General features: G+C 64.9%; 15 protein-coding genes. 4 read left to right on the top strand and 11 right to left on the bottom strand.

Features of this window, described 5'->3' with window-relative positions:
• Positions 1-57: 57 nt before the first annotated feature.
• Positions 58-1242, top strand: coding sequence for a MarP family serine protease (locus AC1DD3_RS17420; RefSeq protein WP_230119367.1), 1185 nt, complete (start codon positions 58-60; stop codon positions 1240-1242).
• A 16-nt stretch (positions 1243-1258) separates the two neighbouring features.
• On the opposite strand, the gene AC1DD3_RS17415 is transcribed toward AC1DD3_RS17420, so the two are convergent.
• The 6 genes from AC1DD3_RS17415 to AC1DD3_RS17390 all read right to left on the bottom strand — a co-directional run bounded on the left by AC1DD3_RS17415 (position 1259) and on the right by AC1DD3_RS17390 (position 8559).
• Positions 1259-2296: a DUF2332 domain-containing protein gene (locus AC1DD3_RS17415; RefSeq protein WP_230119366.1), complete on the bottom strand. Its 1038-nt coding sequence runs from the start codon at positions 2294-2296 to the stop codon at positions 1259-1261.
• Between the two features lie 2 nt (positions 2297-2298).
• Positions 2299-2775, bottom strand: a complete 477-nt coding sequence (aroQ, locus tag AC1DD3_RS17410; RefSeq protein ID WP_476882151.1) for a type II 3-dehydroquinate dehydratase — start codon at positions 2773-2775, stop codon at positions 2299-2301.
• Positions 2776-2938: 163 nt separating this feature from the next.
• Positions 2939-5143 (bottom strand): alpha-galactosidase, encoded by a 2205-nt coding sequence (locus tag AC1DD3_RS17405; protein WP_230119364.1) that lies wholly within the window; start codon positions 5141-5143, stop codon positions 2939-2941.
• A 141-nt stretch (positions 5144-5284) separates the two neighbouring features.
• On the bottom strand, positions 5285-6628 hold the full coding sequence (locus AC1DD3_RS17400) for an ABC transporter substrate-binding protein (RefSeq protein WP_230119363.1): 1344 nt from the start codon (positions 6626-6628) through the stop codon (positions 5285-5287).
• Positions 6629-6699: 71 nt separating this feature from the next.
• Positions 6700-7602 (bottom strand): carbohydrate ABC transporter permease, encoded by a 903-nt coding sequence (locus tag AC1DD3_RS17395; protein ID WP_230119362.1) that lies wholly within the window; start codon positions 7600-7602, stop codon positions 6700-6702.
• Positions 7603-7614: 12 nt separating this feature from the next.
• Positions 7615-8559 carry a carbohydrate ABC transporter permease gene (locus AC1DD3_RS17390; RefSeq protein WP_230119390.1) on the bottom strand — a complete coding sequence of 315 codons (945 nt, stop codon included), beginning with the start codon at positions 8557-8559 and terminating at the stop codon, positions 7615-7617.
• 224 nt (positions 8560-8783) lie between these two features.
• On the opposite strand from AC1DD3_RS17390, the gene AC1DD3_RS17385 reads away from it, so the two are divergent.
• Both AC1DD3_RS17385 and AC1DD3_RS17380 read left to right on the top strand, forming a co-directional pair.
• Positions 8784-9986: a Gfo/Idh/MocA family protein gene (locus AC1DD3_RS17385; protein WP_476882150.1), complete on the top strand. Its 1203-nt coding sequence runs from the start codon at positions 8784-8786 to the stop codon at positions 9984-9986.
• A gap of 14 nt (positions 9987-10000) precedes the next feature.
• Entirely contained in the window at positions 10001-11020 is a 1020-nt protein-coding gene (locus AC1DD3_RS17380; RefSeq protein WP_476882149.1) for a LacI family DNA-binding transcriptional regulator, read from the top strand.
• A 52-nt stretch (positions 11021-11072) separates the two neighbouring features.
• Here AC1DD3_RS17380 and AC1DD3_RS17375 read toward each other — a convergent pair whose 3' ends face one another.
• The 5 genes from AC1DD3_RS17375 to acs form a co-directional block, all read right to left on the bottom strand.
• On the bottom strand, positions 11073-11855 hold the full coding sequence (locus AC1DD3_RS17375; protein WP_230119389.1) for a DeoR/GlpR family DNA-binding transcription regulator: 783 nt from the start codon (positions 11853-11855) through the stop codon (positions 11073-11075).
• Positions 11856-11911: 56 nt separating this feature from the next.
• Positions 11912-12823 carry a carbohydrate ABC transporter permease gene (locus AC1DD3_RS17370; protein ID WP_230119359.1) on the bottom strand — a complete coding sequence of 304 codons (912 nt, stop codon included), beginning with the start codon at positions 12821-12823 and terminating at the stop codon, positions 11912-11914.
• Positions 12820-13791 (bottom strand): carbohydrate ABC transporter permease, encoded by a 972-nt coding sequence (locus AC1DD3_RS17365; protein WP_230119358.1) that lies wholly within the window; start codon positions 13789-13791, stop codon positions 12820-12822. Before AC1DD3_RS17365 ends, AC1DD3_RS17370 begins: the two co-directional genes overlap by 4 nt.
• A 16-nt stretch (positions 13792-13807) precedes the next feature.
• Entirely contained in the window at positions 13808-15118 is a 1311-nt protein-coding gene (locus AC1DD3_RS17360; RefSeq protein ID WP_476882148.1) for an ABC transporter substrate-binding protein, read from the bottom strand.
• Between the two features lie 165 nt (positions 15119-15283).
• Positions 15284-17296, bottom strand: a complete 2013-nt coding sequence (gene acs, locus AC1DD3_RS17355; protein WP_476882161.1) for an acetate--CoA ligase — start codon at positions 17294-17296, stop codon at positions 15284-15286.
• Between the two features lie 396 nt (positions 17297-17692).
• Between acs and AC1DD3_RS17350 the strand changes: the two genes are divergently transcribed.
• Positions 17693-19285 (top strand): hypothetical protein, encoded by a 1593-nt coding sequence (locus tag AC1DD3_RS17350; protein WP_230119356.1) that lies wholly within the window; start codon positions 17693-17695, stop codon positions 19283-19285.
• Positions 19286-19401 lie beyond the last annotated feature (116 nt).

Below are 19401 nucleotides of genomic sequence, written 5' to 3'. Positions count from 1 at the left end.
CGAATTGTCAGAATCCGCCAGTAGAATCGGGGCTTAGCTGCCTGTGAAGGAGACCCGGTGTTTGGCCTGACTGTTCTGGACCTGGCGTTGTTACTGACGCTCCTGTCCTACCTGATCTATGGCCTTCGTAACGGGTTCCTGGTCACCCTCGGCGGCATTGCCGGCTTCGCTGCCGGAGCCGTCGCAGCGTTCCTCTCCGTGCCGGTGGTCAGCAACTTTGTGGAGGACAGCGGCTGGCGGCTGACCGCGATCATCGGTACCGCCATTGTGCTGATGGTGCTGGGAAACGCGCTGGGGACCACGATCGGCCGCAGCATTCGCAGTGCCGTGCGCCTGAAACCGCTGCGCGCCGTGGACAGGACGGTCGGTGGCGCGGTGAACCTCGTTGTGGCCGCCCTCGTCATGTCCATGCTGGCGTTCAGCATCGGTGCCCTCGGTGTGCCGTTCGTTTCTCAGCAGCTCGCCGAATCCAGGGTCATCCGCTTCATCGACGGCCTGACCCCCAACCCGGTCAAGGCCACCATGGCCCAGCTGCGGTCGGCGGTGATCGGGGACGGCATCCCCCGGCTGATCGAGGGCATCGGGCAGGACCAGCAGGTCCCTGTGCCGAATGCCAACACTGACACCCCTGCCCTGAACCGGGCGGCCGGTTCAGTCCTGAAGATCGCCGGTACCGCCTACCAATGCGGGCAGAACCAGACCGGGACCGGCTTCGTTGTGTCGCCGGGCCGGGTGGTCACAAATGCGCATGTTGTGGCGGGCGTGTCGCAGCCTGTCGTGGAGGTTCCGGGTGGCGGCGCGTTACCGGGCCGCGTGGTCTATTTCGACAGCCAGCGGGACCTGGCAGTCCTTGCCGTCGAGGGCCTGGCCACAGAATCACTGGGCCTGAGTCCTGATCTTCCGGCCGGCACTGCCGCAGCATTTGCGGGCTACCCGCACGGTGGCCCGTTCCAGTCGAAGCCGGCGACGGTCCAGGGCATTTCCACAGTGCTGGTGCCGGACATCTACGGCAACAATCCTGTTCCGGATGAGGTCTACAAGCTCGCCGGGGACGTGCAGCCGGGAAACTCCGGCGGACCGCTGCTGACCACCGGGGGGCAGGTGGCCGGCGTGATCTTCGCCAAGACCACGTCCAACGCTGCCCTGGGTTTCGCCATCCCCATGATCGACCTTCGGCCGGTAGTCAACGAAGCCCCAGGCCTCTCGGCGGCAGTGTCGTCAGGACAGTGCATCCAGCAGTAGCAGTTCCGACAGACGGCTAGAGCCACTCCAGGCTCTGGCCATGCGGCCCAGTGACGGCCACCGGCAGGCCGTCCTGCAGCAGCAGGAAACGTCCTTTGAGCCGTTCCGGGTCCATTTCAGGCACCACGTTGGAGCCGTCCTCCTGGGCGATCACCATCTCGCCCTCGTTGGACAACCAGTGGCAGCCCCGGTCTGCAGCGAGGCCCTGGACTGTGGTCCGGAAACGCGCGCGGCCTTCCGCGCTGAGGTAGCCCATGACGGCACTGTGGAACACCACCAGTGCCGCATCGTCCGGTGCCTGGCGTGCCAAGGAGACCAGCTGCTCGTTCAGGTCCCCGGCAACAAGGAGCGGCGGCTCCTGCCGGGCGACGGCGACCGCCCGGCGTAGCCGCTCACGGCGGAAGTCCTGCTCGGGCCAGACCAGGGCTTCGAGCCAGGCGACGTCGTCGTCATTTCCGACGTCCAGGGGGTTCAGGTCGATTCCGGCCCGCCACACGATGTCCGGCAGTCGGCCGGGCAGGGGAACCATGCCCGAAGTGATGCACCGGAGGGCGGGCGGCTCTGGCGCGGCAGGCTGACCCTTCCGCGGCCGTGCCGGAAGCAGTCGCGTGACCGTCGTCCCGTCGTCGAACTCGTAGCAGTAGCGGTCCGGGAACAGCGCCAGGCCGGCAGACGCGCCGACTTCGATCAGGGCGAGCGGCTTCCCTTCGGCGGCCGCGATGGCGGCCAGCGAAGGCAGCAGGGTGGCGCAGCGGCCCACCTCGTTCGTCTGCGTGGCACGCGAGAGGACGGTCCGCGAGATGTCCGCCCAATGCTCGTCCAGAAACTTCCGGAACTCCCCATAGGGGGAAATCCTGGCGCCGAGGAAGCGGGCGGCAGCCAACATCAGCAGGGGCTGGCGCTTGTTGTGCGGCCACTGTTCAATCCGCGCAATCAGCTCGGGATCGTCAGCGATGTGCAACGACCAGTCGGCGTAGCAAGCCGAGGAACCGGGGGCATCAAAGGCGCCGAAATGCCGGTACCAGTCTGCGGTGCCCATCGCCTCGGCCGGCATTGTCAGGCCTTGCCGGCATGCAGCTCGGCGAGGTATTCGACGGCAAAGCGGTACCCCATGATCCCGGCGCCCGCGATCACGGCCTTGCTGATGTCCGAAAGGTAGGAGTGGTGCCTGAACGCTTCGCGGGCGTGCACGTTGGTGATGTGGACTTCCACGGCAGGCAGCTGTACGGCTGAGATCGCGTCCCGGATGGCCACGGACGTGTGCGTGTACGCGCCGGCGTTGAGGACGATGCCGATGGCCTTGCCCCGTGCGGCGTGGATTGCGTCCACCAGGGCGCCTTCATGGTTGGACTGGAAACACTCAACGTCCAGTCCGTGAGCAGCTCCGGCATCCTGCGCCAACTGTTCGACGTCGGCAAGGGTTGAGGTGCCGTATTTCTCCGGCTCGCGGGTGCCGAGAAGATTCAGGTTGGGGCCATTGAGGACAAGGATGGTTGCGCGGCCGGCTTCGGTGGCGGAGGGTGCTTCAGTCATGGATGCAAATCTATCGTGTTGTCCCGCCCGGCCTCCGGGAGCGGGGCTTCGTTACAGCCTGCAGGGCTCAAGGATCCGTTCGCGCCCGTTGCGGAACGGCCTGCGGCCTCACGTGGCACTGGCCCGGGCGGCGAACCGCCCAGGCCAGTGAGTTGGGTGCGCCTTAGAGCGCCGTGAACTTCAGGAGCACCGCGTGCTCCGGGTTGAGGATCGGCATGGGCAGTCCGACCTCGGCCAGGAAGCTGCCGCTGGCCTCGGCCCCTGAGGCCAGCCAGGCCGGCGGCTGGACCTGCGTGAACGTGTGGGCGTAGTCCGCGTCGCTGGGCGCCGGGAAGATGGCCTCCACCCGGTAGTTCCGTGCTGCCTCCAGGCCGGGAACGGTGATCCGGCCCGGCTGCTCGGCAAACGACGTCCGCGTGCTCACGAGGGCGAACAGCGCCGCCGTCGTGCCCGATGCGACGGCATCCGTCGCCGCGGCATCCGCAACAACGCCGTGCAGCATCATCGAATCGTCGGGAACATCGGCGCGGACCATCCGGCCGCTGTGGATAAGCCCGCGGTGCTCCTTATAAATCCCGATGAAGCGTTTGAGTTCGTCGCGTTCCGCCCCCTGCACCTCGCGGACGTCCCATTCCATGCCGAAGTGCCCAAACAGCGCCGTGATGGCGCGGAAGGACAGATCGTGCGTGCGGGCCGTGGTGTGGGAGGTGGTGGGGCCGATGTGGCCGCCCACGAGCTCCGGCGGGACCACCAGGCCGGTCCAGCGCTGGATGGTCTGGCGCTCCAGCGCGTCGTTGCAGTCCGAGGCCCAGATCCGGTCTGTGCGTTCCAGGATGCCCAGGTCCACGCGGGCACCGCCGGAGGAGCAGCTTTCAATCTCGACGCCGGGATGGGCCTTGCGGAGTTCGTCGAACAGCCGGTAGGCGGCGAGCGTCTGTTCGTGGACGGAGGGGCGGCCGGCGTGGCCGTGTTCGGTCAGGTCGCGGTTCTGGTCCCACTTGAGGTAGCTGATGTTGTTTTCGCGCAGGAGGGCGTCGATCCGGTCGAAGATGTACTGCCAGGCCTCAGGGTTCACGAGATCGATGATGTGCTGGTTCCGCCAGGCCAGCGGCAGGCGTCCGCCGTCCTTGTGGGAGGCGGCGGCAGGACCAACGATCCACTCGGGGTGTGCCCGGACTATGTCGGAGTCCAGGTTGACCATTTCCGGTTCCACCCAGAGGCCGAATTCCATCCCGCGCGATGTCACGGCATCGATCAGCGGCGTGAGGCCGTTGGGCCAGAGCGTCTCGTCCACGTACCAGTCACCCAGGCCAGCGTGGTCGTCGCGGCGGCCGCGGAACCAGCCGTCGTCGAGGACGAAGCGCTCGACGCCGAGGTCGGCGGCGGAATCGGCCAGTTCGATGAGCGTAGACAGGTCGTGGTCGAAGTAGACCGCTTCCCAGGTGTTGAGCACCACCGGGCGCGGTTTTCCGGCTCCGGCATTGGCAGAAGCCGCGGGCAGGACATGGTGCGGGCGGGACCGGAACCAGCTGTAGAACGCCTCGCTGATGCCGTCCAGACCGCGGTCAGAATAGGCCGCGAAGAGTGCTGGCGTGGTGTAGCTTCCGCCCGGTTGGAGGATCACTTCGGCCGGTCCCAGCAGTTCCGAGCCGCCGATCATGGTGCGGCCGTCGCCGATGGTGTCGGCGAACTGTTCGTGGTTGCCGCTCCAGGCCAGGTGCGTGGCCCAGACTTTACCGTGCCGGTTGCCGAACCCGGCGGTTCCGGCGGCGAAGAGCAGCGAGGAATCGTGGCCGGTGCGGCCGTGGCGTCCGGTGCGGACCCAGGTGCCCTGCTGGATGGGGCGGCGCTGCGGATGGCGTTCCCGGCACCAGCGCCCGGTCAGGTCCAGGAGTTCGACGGCGTCCGGAGCCACCGGGAGGACAGTGGCCAGTTCGTCGACTTGGAACGGCGAGGTGCCGGAGTTGGTGACGGTGTGGCGCAGTTCCAGCAGGCCGCCGGCGTTCAGGGCGAGCGTGGACTCCACTGTGATGTCGGTGTCGGCATCCCGCTGGGTGATAACCGCGGTGTTGCCGTTCACCGTGGCGCGGACAGCGCGCAGGCGGACGGAGAAGTCGAGGCCGGAGACGCCGTCGGCAATCCGGTGGCCGCGCAGCGCCGGCCGCCCCCGCCAGCTGGATGACGCCTGGGGCAGCAGGCCTGCGGGGACCGTGGCATCGATGGCCGAGTGGGGGACGGGTTCGGTGAGGATGGCGAGGTCCGGGAGGTGGCCGCCAAGTTCGGCGCCCCAATGGATGACCTCGGCCTCCCCGCTGCTAAAGCTGATCACCAGGCTGGTGCCGGCGGAACGGAGGTGCAGGGGATCCATAGGTAGTTCTCTTTCGGTGAGGAGCGTGATGCAGAAAGGTAAGGTAAGCCGGTTGCGGGGCCGGGCGGCAGGTGCGCGCCGGCCCCGCAACCGTGGTGCTGCGGTGGATGCCTGGGCTTCGATTGTCGCCCAGTTTCGTCCCTACTTGAAGAGGGAATTGACCTGGCCGTTGGCGTCAGTCAGGGAGCTGGCATCCTTCTTGCCGGACACAACCGCGTCCATGGCGGGCTTCATGATGCCGTCCACCTTGGCGGCCTTGTCGGCGATGGGGAACAGGAAGGTGGTGCCATCGGTGACGTGCGTGGTGAAGGCGGTGACGTCGATGCCCTTGGCCTTGAAGGCAGCGGCAGCCTTCTCGGAGGAGCTCTTGATGGCGGGAAAGACGACGGCCTTGGAGGCGACAACGTCCTGGCAGGCGCTGGAGGCCAGGTACTCAACCCACTTCACGGAAGCAGCCGGGTTCTTGGTGCCGGCCCAGACGGAGTCGGCCAGGCCGTTGAACATGCTGGCGCGTTTGCCCTCAGGTCCCTTGGGGGTGGGGGCGATTCCGGTTTCGACACCCTTGTAGCTGGTGTACTGGCCGATCATCCAGGATCCGTTGGTGTTGATGGCGGCCTTGCCGGCACCGAATGCGTCTGAGACGCTAGCGCCGACGGTGGTCTCAAGCTTGGGCATGTAGCCCTTGTCCGCGAGGCCGGCCCACCACTTGATGGTCTCCTGGAGCTTGGGATCGTCGTAGTTGAACTTCGTGCCCCACGGGTTCTTGTCCGTGTGGGTCCAGCCGGTGGTGGCGGACAGGAAGCTCCACTGGGTCTGGCCCTGGCCGGAGCCGGAGTTCTCCAGTCCCAGGCCGTAGACGGCCACCTTGGACTTGTCGAAGCCTGCCTCGTCGCCGCGCTTGCCGCTCTTGTCCACGGTGAGGTGGGCGATGGCCTTCTCGTAGCTGCCGCCGTTCTGCGGGTTCCAGTCGAGGTTCTTCAGCTGCTCCTCGGTGTAGCCGGCGTCCTTGACGAGCTTCTTGTTGTAGAACATCGCGACGGTGTCCCAGTCCTTCGGCAGTCCGTAGCGCTTGCCGTCCTGGCCCACCCAGAGATCGGCGAGGCCCTTGTTGTAGACGTCCAGCTTGACCCCGTCCTTCTGAACGGCGTCGTCCAGGGCGAGCAGCTGCTTCTTCGAGGCGTATTCGGGGAACTTGGAGAGGTGGTCGGTGAAGACGTCCGGTGCAGTGCCGGCGACGAAGCCGTTGGTCAGGGTGGTCCAGTAGTCGTCCCAGCCGCGCTGGGTGATCTTGACCTTGATGTCGGGGTTGGCCTTGGTGAAGTCGGCGGCGCACTGCTGATAGGCCGGAAGCTGGTTGGCGTCCCAGAGCCAGTAGTTGATTTCGCCCTTGGCCTCGGCCGAAGGGGTGGACGATGCGCCGCCACAGGCGGAGAGGGACAAGGCGATGGCTGCGGCGGCAGCGACGGCGCCGAGGGATTTCTTCATGATGGACCTTTCGTGGGTGGTGCGTGGATTGCCGGGAGCGGCGGTTTGGGCTGAGTTTGGTGGGAGAGGCTTCACTTGATGCCGGAGAAGCCGATGGAGTTGACCACTCTCTTGCCGAAGGCCAAGAAGAGCAGCAGTACCGGCAGGGCGGCGACGATGGTGCCGGCCATGAGTCCGGCCCAGTCCGGGGCGCCCTGCGGGGACTGGGACTTGAAGACGCCCAGGCCCACGGTCAGGACACGGACGTTCTCGTCCTGGCCCACCAGCAGTGGCCAGAAGTATTCGTTCCACTGGCCCACGAACGTCAGGAACGCGAGCGTGGCCAGCGGTGCTGCGGCGTTGGGCAGCACGATCTGGAAGAAGATGCGCAGGTGCTTCGCACCGTCGAGCATCGCTGCCTCCTCGACCTCACGGGACATGTTCAGGAAGAACTGCCGCAGGAAGAAGATCGCAAAGGGGGTCATGAACAGGAACGGCAGGGCCAGGCCGGCGAACGTGTTCAGCAGACCCAGGTTCTTGATCATGAGGAAGTTCGGCAGCGCGGTGAAGATCGGCGGCACCATCATCGTGGCGAGGAACAGGCCGAACACCAGGTTCCGTCCCGGCCAGCGGAGCCGGGAGAAAGCGTAGGCGGCCATGGCGCTGAAGAAGACCTGGCCGGCCGTGGTCACGGTCGAAAAGATAATGGAGTTGCGGAGGTAGAGCCAGAAGTTAATGTCGGCCCCGGAGCCTCCTTCGGCAATGGCCTCTTCTGCGGACTGCATTCCAAAGACCCGCTTGAAAGCGCCCCAGCTGAAGTCGGCCGGAAGGAGGTTCGCAGCGTTGGAGGCGAGCGAGTGGTTGCTGGACAGGGCCGTCCGGAGCATCCACAGGAACGGGACGATGGTGACGATGAGCGCCAGGGCGACGAGCGTCCAGGCGCCTGCGCGGCGCCAGTTGATGGGCTTGCGGGGGGCGAGTGTTTGAGTGGTCATGGCAGGGATTCCTTAGTCCAGATCCGATTCGTTGCCCTTGAGGAACTTCATCTGGATGAAGGCCACGAGTGCGAGGATCACGAAGAGAATGACGGACAGGGCGGAGGCGTACCCGAAGTCCGATTCGCCGAAGGCTTTTTGGTAGATGTACATCTGGATGACGCGCGAGGCGTTGACCGGACCGCCGCCGGTGGTGACCGCGACGGTGTCGAAGACCTGGAATGACCCGATGACGGTGACCACCAGCACGAGTGCCAGAACCGGGCGCAGAAGCGGCATGGTGATGCTCCAGAACGTCCTGGTCGGCGAGGCGCCGTCCAGCGAGGCGACCTCGTAAACGTGGTTGGGAATGGACTGGAGGCCGGCGAAGATCAGCAGGGCGGTGTAGCCCATGTGGCGCCAGACGTTGACGAAGGCGATAGTGGGGATGGCCCACTGCTCACTACCGAAGAAGGCAATGCGGGGAAGGCCCATCCAGTTGATGATCTCGTTCACGATACCCAGCTGGTAATCGAGCATCCAGAACCACAGCAGGGCAACGATCACGTTGGCTACCAGGAACGGAAGCAGCAACGCGCCGCGGACGAACGTGGACTTTGCCACGCGGTGCATCAGCAGCGCCAGGCCGAGCGCAATGACTGTCTGCAGGCCGATGTTGATTGCGACGTACTGGACGGTCACCGCCATGGCGTTCCAGAAGAGCTCGTCCGCAAAAATCGACGTGTAGTTCTTAAGGCCGATCCACTCCGGTTCGCCCAGCACGCTGTACTCGGTGAAGCTCAAGTAGATGCCCCGGATGGTCGGCACCAGGAAAAAAGCAACGAAGCCGATCATCGCCGGAAGGATGAACAGCAGCGCAATCCTGAGGTCGCCCAGCTTTGCCATGCCACGGCCCCGGTTGGAACGCTGCGGCGCCTTGTGCGCTGCAGCGGGCGGATTCTTGGTAAGGGTGGTCATCATCGACCCTTCCTGAGTGTGTGATGTGACTAACAATCGCCACTGAATCTACACGAGTAGATTTCGGAGAACAAGTTAAATCTGAGGATTTCTCGGGGAATTTCTTCTGCAACGTTGAAGACGTTGACTCGAGTAGATTCCGGTGTAAGACTGAGCGCAACCCCCGGCGGGACCTTTGTCAGCCCAACGGATGCCAGTTCCACCACCTTGAGAGGCACCAAACAATGACGTTTTCAATCGGAGTAGTTGGCGTAGGCCAGTTCGGCGGCCAGTTCGCCCACCTCTTCAACCTGCACCCGGGCGTGAGCAAGGTCTATGTGGTGGATGAGCGGCCGGAACGGGCGGCAGAAGCAATCGAGCACTACGGCCTGGCAGGTTCCGTGGCGAGCTTCGAGGATCTCCTAGCCTCCGACGTCGACGCCGTCGCCATCTTCACGCAGCGCTGGACGCACGGTCCCCTCGTGGAGCGGGCCCTCCGGGCCGGCAAGCACGTGTACTCGGCGGTGCCCATGGCGATTTCCGAGGAGGAGATCGCCCGCATTATCGAAGCCGTGAGGGAGACCCGGAACGTCTACATGATGGGTGAGACCAGTTACTACAACCCGGCCACCGTCTACGCCCGGAAGCAGCATGCGGCCGGAAAATTCGGCCGGGTGTTCTACACGGAGGGCGATTACGTCCACGACATGGATCTGGGCTTCTACGACGCCTACCAGTACAGCGGGGGCGAGCGCTGGAAGGAGACGGCCAGCTATCCGCCCATGCTGTACCCGACGCACGCCATTGGAGGGGTGCTGGGCGCGGTGCCGACGCACGCTGTCAGTGTCAGCTGCGTGGGTGTGAGGGATGACCGGCAGGACGGAGTGTTCGACCGGGACGTCAGCATGTTCGGCAATGACTTTTCCAACGCCACGGCACTGTTTGAACTGAACGACGGCGGTGTGATGCGAACCAACGAGATGCGCCGCGTGGGATACCCGTCCCACATCCGCGAGTCCCGGTTCAGGTTCTTCGGCACGGAGGCCAGCTTTGAGCAGCTGGCCAAGGTCACGGTCTGGCAGGACAAGGCCAACGTCCACGACATTTCGGGGCAGATGGAGTCAAGGCCCAGCATGTCCCTCGATGATCCATCGCTGGCCAATGTGGCACCTGAACTCCGTGATGCCTTCGTGTCGGGTCTTGCACCCGTCCACGACAGCGAGCGTCTCCCCGAAGAATTCCGGGGAGCCCCGAACGGACACGAGGGCAGCCACCACTTCCTTGTGGATGACTTCGTCACGGCGGTCAACAACCGCACGCTTCCGGCGGTCAACGCCTGGACCGCGGCACGGTTCACGCTGCCGGGCATCGTGGCCCACGAGTCCGCCCTCCGCGGCGGCGAACGCCTGATCATCCGAGATTTCGGCGATGCCCCGGCGTCGCTGTAGCTAGCATGGACACTATGACCACCCCGGCAGTGCCCGCCCCCCGTACCCAGGTGACCCGCAAGGATGTTGCCCGGTACGCCGGGGTGAGCACCGCCGTCGTCAGTTACGTTGTCAATGGTGGGCCCAAGAAGGTTGCGCCGGCCACGGAGGCCAAGGTCCAGGACGCCATCCGCCTGCTTGGCTACCGGCCGAACGCCGCAGCCCGTGCGCTCAAGCTGGGCTCAACGGAGACAATAGGCCTGATCATCCCCGATAACAGCAACCCCTTCTTCTCGATGCTGGCCCATGCAGTGGAGGACGCGGCGGCAGAGCTGGGCTTCGCGCTGTTCCTAACGAATTCGGACGGCAACCTCGCCAAGGAGCGGAGGAACATCCGCAACCTGGCCGCCAGGCAAGTGGATGGCGTGGTGCTGGCGAGTGTGCTGCTGGATCCGGATCTGACTGACCTGCAGGCTGCGGAGATACCGTCCGTGCTGCTCAGCCACAGCGAGAGGTCCGCAGGCTTCACCACTGTGGGTGTGGACCTGGCCGAAGGAGCCCGCACGGCGGTGGAGCACCTTATCTGGCACGGCCACACCAACATCGGCCTGGCCATGGGTACCACCACCGGCAATGAAGGGGATGCACGTGAAGATGGGTGGCTGCAGGCCCTCAAGGACGCCGGTCTGCCGGAAGGGCCGATAGCGCGCAGCGAGTTCACCCGGGTCGGCGGTTACGCGGCCGGCAAGCGCCTCCTGGGGACGGGCAACCGGCCCACTGCCATCTTTGCCAGCTCCGATATGCAGGCGATCGGCATTATCCGGGCCCTTCACGAAGCGGGACTGTCAGTGCCCGGCGACGTGGCACTGGCATCTTTCGACGGCTCGCTGGAGGCGGAGTATTCGTGGCCGCCGCTAACCACTGTGGAACAGCCGGTGCGGGCAATGGCGGAGGCCGCGGTGCGCGCGCTCGTCGGCGCTGACCGTGCCGAACCCGCGCAGCACCGCATCTTCCCGACGCGACTGCTGGTCAGGCAATCCTGCGGCTGCGGCTGAGGAAAGTTCAGGCGGAGTTCCCGCTGCGTCAGGCCGCAGCCGGGATGGCAACCTAAACGAGCCGCAACCTGCTCACCCGGTCCCGGAGAATCCGCTGGGCCTCGCCGGAAAGGCCCGAATCGCTGATCACCTCGTCGGCTTCCTCGAGTTCGGCGATGGTACTGATGCCCTGCGTGCCCCACTTCGTGTGGTCCGCGAGGACCACCACCTTTCGTGATGCGGCCACAAAGGCCCGGTCGGTTTCGGCCTCGAGCAGGTTGGGGGTGGTAAAGCCGGCCTCGGCGTCCATGCCGTGCACGCCGAGGAACAACAGGTCCAGGTGCAGCTGCCTGAGCGCTGCCGTGGCGATGGGCCCCACCAGGGCGTCCGACGGCGTGCGTTCGCCTCCGACCAGGATCACGGTGGAGCTGTAGCGTGCGGCACCGGACGCGGGTCCATGATGAAAGAGGTCGGCGATCCGGATGGAGTTGGTCACCACCGTTATGCGCGGCCCGTTCACGAGTTCCTTGGCCAGTGCCCACGTTGTGGTGCCGGCGCTGAGGGCCACGGCCATGCCCTCATGCACCAGTGTTGCGGCCTCCACGGCAATGGCCCGTTTCTGGGCAGTAAGCTGCGTGGACTTCAGTTCGAAGCCGGGCTCGTGCGTGCTGGCGTCGCCGGGCAGCTTGGCGCCGCCGTGAATGCGCTCCACCTGCCCGCTTTCCTCGAGCATTTCGATGTCCCGCCGCACAGTCATGAGGGACACGCCCAGCTGCTGGGCCAGATCTGAAACCCGGACCACCCGCTCTCGCTGGACTGCGTCCACTATGGACTGGTGACGGGCGGCGGGAAGCATCAGGAACCTCTCAATCGGGGAAAGCGGCAAGCTCGACTGCTAGTGCCCATCTTCGCCTACCCCTTGCTGGAACCAAGAGTCAGGCCCGCAACAAACTGCCGCTGCAGGAGCAGGTAGACGATCAGCGTCGGTATCACAGTGATCACAGCTCCGGCCGCCAGGAGGTTGTAGTTGTTCAGGAACTCGCCCTGGAGGTTGTTGATGGCCGTGGTGACGGGAAGCCGGTCCCCGCTCTGGATGAAAATGAGCGGCCAGAAGTAGTCGTTGTAGATGAAGATGACTTCCAGCGTGCCGAGGGCAGCGAAGGCCGGGCGGCACAGCGGCATGATGATCTCCCGGTACTGCCGCCAGATTCCTGCCCCGTCCACGAGCGCAGCCTCGGTCAGGTCAGCGGACAAGGCTTTCATGTAATTCGACAACACAAACGTGCAGAAGCCCATCTGGAATGCAGTGTTCACAGCAATGACCACGATGTAGGTGTTGAGCATGTTGCCGGAATCACTGAAGGCATACGGCACCTCGAAATGCTTGGCCATCTCGAACAGCGGTGCCGCCAGCACCTGGGGCGGCAGCAGGTTGCCGGCGGTGAACATGATGAGGAGCGTGACGTTGAACTTCCAGCTCACCCGGCTCACGGCGAATGCCATCATGGACGCCAGGAACAGGACCAGCAGCACGGCCGGAACGGAGATGATCACTGAGTTCCAGAAGTACTTGGCAAAGCCGCCCTGCGTCCAGGCCTGGACGAAGTTGTCGAAGTTGAAGTCCCCGGCAAAGCTGAAGTAGCCGTGTTCATTGGTCGAGGCGATGGGCCGCAGGGCCGTGAAGAGCGCCCATCCCAGCGGGACGAGCCACATAACGGCCATGGCCGAGAGGAAGATGTGCGTGCCGTAATGGCGTTTCGGCTTGCTGCCGGAACGGTGCGCCTCCGCAGCTGGAAGGCCTGCGCGGGTGGCTGTGGTGCTCATGCTTTGTTCTCCTTGCCGAAGGTGCGGCTGAGGTAGAAGACGATCGGGACCAGGGAAATGACCAGCAGAACGACGGCGAGGGCCGATCCGACGCCGATCACCTGCCCCTCGCCCACGAGGTTCTGGATCACCAGGGCACTGATGAGCTCGAGGCCGTTGGTGCCGCGGTTGATGACGTAGACAACATCGAAGGCCCGCAACGATTCAATAATGGTGATCACGACGATCACGATGTTGATGGGCCGCATGGCAGGGAAGACGACGCGGAAAAACGTCTGGCCCGCATTGGCCCCGTCGATGGCTGCTGCCTCCTTGAGGGTGGGGTCGACACCCTTGAGGCCGGCCAGGTAGAGCAGCATGACGTAGCCCGCATGCCGCCATGTGGCCGCGATCAGGGCCGCCCAGATGTTCACGGAGGAATCACCGAACCAGTCAACGGCCTGCGGAGTGCCCGACGTGCCCAGCACGAAGTTCAGCAGGCCGTTGTCCCGCTGGTAGAAGAGCTGCCAGATGATGCCGATCAGTGCAAGGGAGAGCATCACCGGAGCGAAGAAAATGCTCTGGTAGATCTTGCTTCCGCGGATCTTCTGATCAAGCAGCACCGCCAGCAACAGTCCCAGTGGGGTGGCCACCAGCGCCAGGAAACCCAGCCAGAGCACGTTGTGCTGCATGGCGGGCCAGAACGGAGGGTAGTCCTGGGAGATGTACTGGTAGTTCGCGGCGCCGGCCGGCCGGATGTCCGTCAGTGCCAGCCCGTTCCAGCGGGTGAAGCTGAGACCGATCGACAACAGGGTTGGCAGCCAGATGAACACCAGCTGGATGAGCGTGGGAATGCCGACCATGAGGGTCAGGACGATTTTGTCGCGCCGGGATAGCCTGCGGACCTTGCCGCTCCTGACCCGTTTGGCCGGCGCCCCGGACGGTGCCCTGGATTCCGGTGGAACCAGGTCTCTTGCTGTAGTGCTCATGGGAGTCCCCGACCTGCTATTGGGCTGCGTACAGCGTCTTGGCCTGGGCCTCAAGGTTTTTGACGTCCATCTTGCCGTCCTTAATGAAGGTCTGCAGGGCGGGGATCATCACATTGTTGGCCATGGCGGGAAGGGCGTCGCGGTCGAAGAACTGGCTGATGGACTTCGCGTTGGCGATGGTCTCGGCACACTTCTTATTAAGGTCGGTGAACTTGGAAGCGTCGGTGCCCTTCGCCGTGGCGATGTTGGATGAATCCACCGCGGCATAGGCGTCCTGGGCCTCGGCCGTGCCCATGAACTCCATGAACTGGCGCGCCGCAGAGTTCTCGCCGCCCTTCTTGGACAGCAGTAAACCATCGATGGGGGCCTCGACGGCGTCCCGGCCCTCGGCGGCGATCTCAGGGAACGGGAAGAAATCGATGTCCTTCAGCACGGCGGGATCCGTGAACTGCTGGGTGACGAAGGACCCGAGCAGGTACATGCCGGTCTTCTTGGCTGCCAGGGCCTTGGCGGCGTCCTGCCAGGTCTGGCCCAGTGCGGCCGGATCCTGGAACGGCAGGAGCGCGGACCAGGTGTCGAAGACATCGGTCACCTTCTTCTGATCCCAGGATTCCTTGTGCGAGCAGAGGTCCACATGGAATTGGTAGCCGTTGAGGCGCATGTTGATGTAGTCGAACGTGCCCATGGCCGGCCAGCCGTCCTTGTCAGCGAAGCCGATGGGGATGATGCCGTCCGCCTTCATCTTGGTGGCGAGGGCCTTCAGGGCATCAAAAGTCGCCGGAACCTCGTAGCCCTTCTCCGCCCAAAGGCTCTTCCGGTAGAAGAAACCCCACGGGTAGTTGTAGTTGGGAACGAAGTACATCTTGCCGTCCGGGCCGGTGGACGCATTCTTCAGGGCATCCGAGAAGTTGCCGCCGATCTTTTCCCACACGTCGTCCACGGGCGCGAGGAGTCCTTTGCTTGCGTAGAACTGCATCCGGTAGCCGGCGAACCACGTGAAGGTATCGTCCGGTGAGCCCTGGAGGTAGGAATTGATCTTGTTCTGGAAATCGTTGTGCGGCACCACGTTCGTGGAGACTTTCTTGCCGGTCTTCTTGGTAAAGGCCGCCGTGACCGCTTCGTACGCCTTCTTGGGCACCTCGTCCGAGGAACCTGATCCGAAGGTGAGCCCTGACGATTCCGTGCCTCCGCTGGAGGGGCCGCTGCCCCCGGTGCAGGCGGCCAGGAACGGAATGCCCGCCACTCCGGCAGCTCCGACTCCCATGGTTTTGAGGATTGTGCGCCGGCCCGGGCCGGCGGCTGCGGACTGCTCCGGATGTGCTGCCATGATCTCTCCTTTGAAATTCAGCTGCGTGTGAGACACCTCACATACGACAGACTATAACCTCTCAAAAGGGAACAGGAAAGATCGGAAAACAACATTCGTGTTGTCGCAAAAACCAGCAGGGCCTGTCCGCCGGTGCGGACAGGCCCTGCAAGTGCGGATTTGTGACTATTTCTTCAGCGAAGCCGCGATCTGGGCCATGACGGTGTTGTCGGCCAGGGTGGTGGCGTCACCGGCGTCGCGGCCTTCGGCGACGTCCTTGAGGAGGCGGCGCATAATCTTGCCGGACCGGGTCTTGGGCAGTTCGGGGACCACGAGAATGGTTTTGGGTTTGGCGATAGGGCCGATCTCCTTGCCGACATGATTGCGGAGATCCTGGATGATTTCCTCACCTGTGTCCACGGCGTCGCCGCGGAGGATCACGAACGCGACGACCGCCTGGCCGGTGGTTTCGTCGGCGGCTCCAACGACGGCGGCCTCCGCCACCGCGGGGTGGCTCACCAGGGCGGATTCGATTTCAGTGGTGGAGAGCCGGTGCCCGGAGATGTTCATGACGTCGTCCACCCGGCCCAGGAGCCAGATGTCGCCGTCCTCGTCCTTCTTGGCGCCGTCGCCGGCGAAGTACATGGTCTCGAAGCGGGACCAGTAGGTTTCCTTGAACCGCTCGGGGTCTCCCCAGATGCCGCGGAGCATGGCCGGCCAGGGTTCGCGGATCACCAGGAAGCCGCCGTGGCCGTCGGGCACCGAGGCGCCGTTTTCGTCCACAACGTCCACTGCGATGCCGGGCAACGGCACCTGGGCGGAGCCCGGTTTGGTGGCCGTGACTCCCGGGAGCGGGGCGATCATCTGGGCGCCGGTTTCGGTCTGCCACCAGGTGTCCACAATGGGTGCGGGGTTTTGCTTGCCGCCGTTTCCGCCGATGACGTCGCGGTACCACATCCACGCTTCGGGGTTGATGGGTTCACCCACGGAGCCCAGGACTCGGATGGAAGAGAGGTCGTACTTGTCCGGGATGTCCCGGCCCCACTTCATGAAGGTCCGGATCGCGGTGGGAGCGGTGTAGAGGATGGAGACCTTGTACTTCTGAACGATCTCCCACCAGCGGCCCTGGTGCGGGGAGTCCGGGGTGCCCTCGTACATGACCTGGGTGGCGCCGTTGATGAGCGGGGCGTAGGCGACGTAGGAGTGGCCGGTGACCCATCCGACGTCGGCCGTGCACCAGTACACGTCAGTTGCCGGGTGCAGGTCGAAGACCGCCCTGTGCGTGTACGCGGTCTGGGTCAGGAACCCGCCGGTGGTGTGCAGGATGCCCTTGGGCTTGCCCGTGGTGCCGGAGGTGTACAGGATGAACAAAGGGTGCTCGGAGTCATGCCCGACGGCGGTGTGCTCGGCGGAGGCGGCCCCGACGGTGTCGGCCCACCAGTGGTCCCGGCCTTCGTGCCAGTCCACATCCTGGCCGTTGCGCTTGACCACCACTACGTTCTGCACGCTGTGCCCGTCTGCGGACAACGCCTCATCCACGGCGGACTTCAGGGCGCTGGGCTTTCCGCGCCGGTACGTGCCGTCCGCCGTCACCACGAGCTTGGCCTCGGCATCCTCGATGCGGGACCGCAGCGCGTCGGCGGAGAAGCCGCCGAACACCACCGAGTGGACGGCACCGATCCGGGCGCAGGCCAGCAGCGTGATCACAGCCTCGGGGATCATCGGCAGGTACACGGCCACCCTGTCACCCTTGCCAACGCCGAGGGACTCGAAGGCGTTCGCAGCCTTCTTCACCTCGTCGGTGAGCTGCGCATACGTGTACGTGCGGGTGTCTCCCGGCTCGCCCTCGAAGTAGATGGCCACCCGGTCGCCAAGGCCGTTCTCGACGTGCCGGTCCAGCGCGTTGTACGCGGCGTTGACCTCGCCGCCGACGAACCATTTGGCGAATGGCGGATTGGACCAGTCAAGTGCCTGGTCGAAATCCTTGCTCCAGGTCAGCAACTCACGTGCCTGCTTCGCCCAAAAAGCGGGGCGGTCGGCATTCGCTTCCGCATAGACTTCCGCGCCAACAACGGCGTTCGCGACGAAGTCCTCGGAGGGGGCAAACTTACGGTTCTCATGCAGCAGGTTTTCGAGAGCGTCGCCCTGCTGGCTGGTGGGGGCAGCCGTAGCCGTCGAGCCGGGAGTGTCCTGGGACATGGTGAACCTCATCATTCGTAGATCTTTGCCGCGCGGCTGCGCCGTCATCGCCGCACCCAGCCGCGGAGCGCGGCATCGGGCGGCGGCAGATCACGGACGTACCGCAAAGAGCTGTTCCGAAATCAGCCTAGCGCTTCCTGCTGTGACAACGTGTGCCGCGTCACACAGTGAACAGTGAGCGGTGCAGATTTAGCGACGAGTGGTCCCCTCGCGGTCATTCCGCAGGCACCCCGCCGCGGCCCGTCAGCTAGTGATCATCCATGCACTTGGCTAGGCTGAGAAGGACTCGTGACATAGGTCGGAGGCAGCCTGGCCGCTTGAGGTCCGGCCCGCCGGCCGTTAGGTGTCGCCCTGCATTGACAGCCGCTCGGGTGCCGCCACGCTAAGGAGAACAGTATGAATCAGCAAAGCCACGACCAGCCGGGTCTGGCCCAGCCGGGTCCAGCCCAGCGCGACCCGGGTCATCAGGGCTCTGCCCAACAGGCTCCCGGCCAAAATGGTGGAGGGAACCAGAGAGATTCACAACAGGGGGATTCCCAGCGGGGCGGGGCGCTGGATGCGGGCCACGGCTCCCACTCGGTGAAGCCACAGGGCGGGCAGACGGCCGGAAACGCATCATTCCAGTCGAACGCCGGCGCCGGTGGCAAGCGGACCGGAGCCAAGAACGAGGCAGTCGCAGGTCCCTTCACTGTCCGCGACCTGACCGTTTTCGCGGCCACATTGGTTCTCTTTGTCGCATCGCTGATTCCTATGTTCGCCTTGAGGTACAACCTGTGGAACCTCGGCAGCCTGTTTTTCCTCGGCCTCGGGATCGTCCTGCCGCTCATCGTAGCGGCACTGTTCGTCGCCCGCCGCCTGGCCCCTGAGACCAAGGTGCGGATCGGTTCGCTGTCTATCGACCAGTTCGGCTCCGTGGTGGCTTCGTTTGCCGTTGCCTTCTTCTTCCTTTCAATCGCCGGTGCCTTCACACCCAGCCTGCTCGTTGCCCTGATCGGTTCCCTCGTGCTGCTCGCGGCCACGGTGTTGGCCCGCTTCATCCCCTTCTTCGCCGGCGACTTCCTGGACCGCGCCGAAGTTCCCGCCCATGTCATGGCCCGGGAATCCGCCGTTCCGGTGCAGAAGCCCAGGGCACCCAAGGCCCCGAAGCCGGCCAAGCCGTCTCATGTCAAGCCGTCTGATGCAAAGCCTTTTGATGCTAAGCCGTCTGTGCAGGGTTCTTCGGTACAGGGCTCGTCCGCGCAGAGCTCTTCAGTACAGGGCTCTTCAGTACAGGGCCCGACGGCGGGCGGCCAGTACGCCGCCGGCCAGACTTTCGGTGCGCCTCCTGTGTCGGGATCGCATGTGACGGGGTCGCACGACACGGGAACAGCCGCCGGAGTGGCGGCAGCCCCGTCGCCGGGCGCATGGTCTGCCACCAACGCCGCCGCAGCGTCCGCCGAAACGCAAGCCGCCGGCGTCGTGCCGTCCTCCGCAGCGTCCGCCGAAACGCAAGCCGCCGCCGTCGTGCCTTCCGCCGCAGCGTCCGCCGCCGAGCGTCCCGCAGCCACGGAAGCGGCATCGCCGGCTGCCGAAGAGACCCAGCTGGACGGAACTCCGGTCAATGGAGCTCTGGCCACCGGCTCGGCTCCAGCAGCCGGTGCGACGGCCGCCGCGAGCGCGGCGCCGGCGGCCTCTGCCACTCCGGCCACCGCTGTGCATCCCCAGGTGAAGGCTCAGGAACCGGTGAAATCACAGGAGCCGATCGGCGCCACCGTGGATCCGGCCAGCCGTCCCGAGGAAACGGAGCAGCCGCCTGCCCACGAGGCTTTCTGGTTCGCAGTAGCGCAGCACCGCACGGCCGTGGATGAGCGCACCGGTGCACCGCTGTTCGGGATCGAACCCGGCGGCTGGGTTCTGGCGCTTGAGGACAGGGGAGACGAATTCCTGGTCCAGCACACGGACGGGCGCGTGGGAGTCTTGCGCGACCTCAGCAACATCGAGCGCGGCTAGCCGGCTGCCCGTGGCCACCGCCAAGTCGCCCAGGGGCGACGCCCCACGGAGCGGCGTTCCTGCCCAGACAAATATCCCTGCCGAGGCATATACGGGCGGGCCGTTGCTGGTCGGGG

The organism is Arthrobacter sp. 05T444 (assembly GCF_056395905.1).
This window is presented reverse-complemented; position numbering and strand designations above follow the sequence as displayed.

Excerpts from the sequence above, each read along its gene's own strand:
- AC1DD3_RS17400 (WP_230119363.1), bottom strand. The coding sequence starts at position 6,628 with ATGAAGAAATCCCTCGGCGCCGTCGCTGCCGCCGCAGCCATCGCCTTG.
- AC1DD3_RS17375 (WP_230119389.1), bottom strand. The coding sequence starts at position 11,855 with ATGCTTCCCGCCGCCCGTCACCAGTCCATAGTGGACGCAGTCCAGCGA.
- AC1DD3_RS17415 (WP_230119366.1), bottom strand. The coding sequence starts at position 2,296 with ATGCCGGCCGAGGCGATGGGCACCGCAGACTGGTACCGGCATTTCGGC.
- AC1DD3_RS17380 (WP_476882149.1), top strand. The coding sequence starts at position 10,001 with ATGACCACCCCGGCAGTGCCCGCCCCCCGTACCCAGGTGACCCGCAAG.
- AC1DD3_RS17370 (WP_230119359.1), bottom strand. The coding sequence starts at position 12,823 with ATGAGCACCACAGCCACCCGCGCAGGCCTTCCAGCTGCGGAGGCGCAC.
- AC1DD3_RS17385 (WP_476882150.1), top strand. The coding sequence starts at position 8,784 with ATGACGTTTTCAATCGGAGTAGTTGGCGTAGGCCAGTTCGGCGGCCAG.
- aroQ (WP_476882151.1), bottom strand. The coding sequence starts at position 2,775 with ATGACTGAAGCACCCTCCGCCACCGAAGCCGGCCGCGCAACCATCCTT.
- AC1DD3_RS17365 (WP_230119358.1), bottom strand. The coding sequence starts at position 13,791 with ATGAGCACTACAGCAAGAGACCTGGTTCCACCGGAATCCAGGGCACCG.
- AC1DD3_RS17360 (WP_476882148.1), bottom strand. The coding sequence starts at position 15,118 with ATGGCAGCACATCCGGAGCAGTCCGCAGCCGCCGGCCCGGGCCGGCGC.
- AC1DD3_RS17350 (WP_230119356.1), top strand. The coding sequence starts at position 17,693 with ATGAATCAGCAAAGCCACGACCAGCCGGGTCTGGCCCAGCCGGGTCCA.
- acs (WP_476882161.1), bottom strand. The coding sequence starts at position 17,296 with ATGTCCCAGGACACTCCCGGCTCGACGGCTACGGCTGCCCCCACCAGC.
- AC1DD3_RS17395 (WP_230119362.1), bottom strand. The coding sequence starts at position 7,602 with ATGACCACTCAAACACTCGCCCCCCGCAAGCCCATCAACTGGCGCCGC.
- AC1DD3_RS17405 (WP_230119364.1), bottom strand. The coding sequence starts at position 5,143 with ATGGATCCCCTGCACCTCCGTTCCGCCGGCACCAGCCTGGTGATCAGC.
- AC1DD3_RS17390 (WP_230119390.1), bottom strand. The coding sequence starts at position 8,559 with ATGACCACCCTTACCAAGAATCCGCCCGCTGCAGCGCACAAGGCGCCG.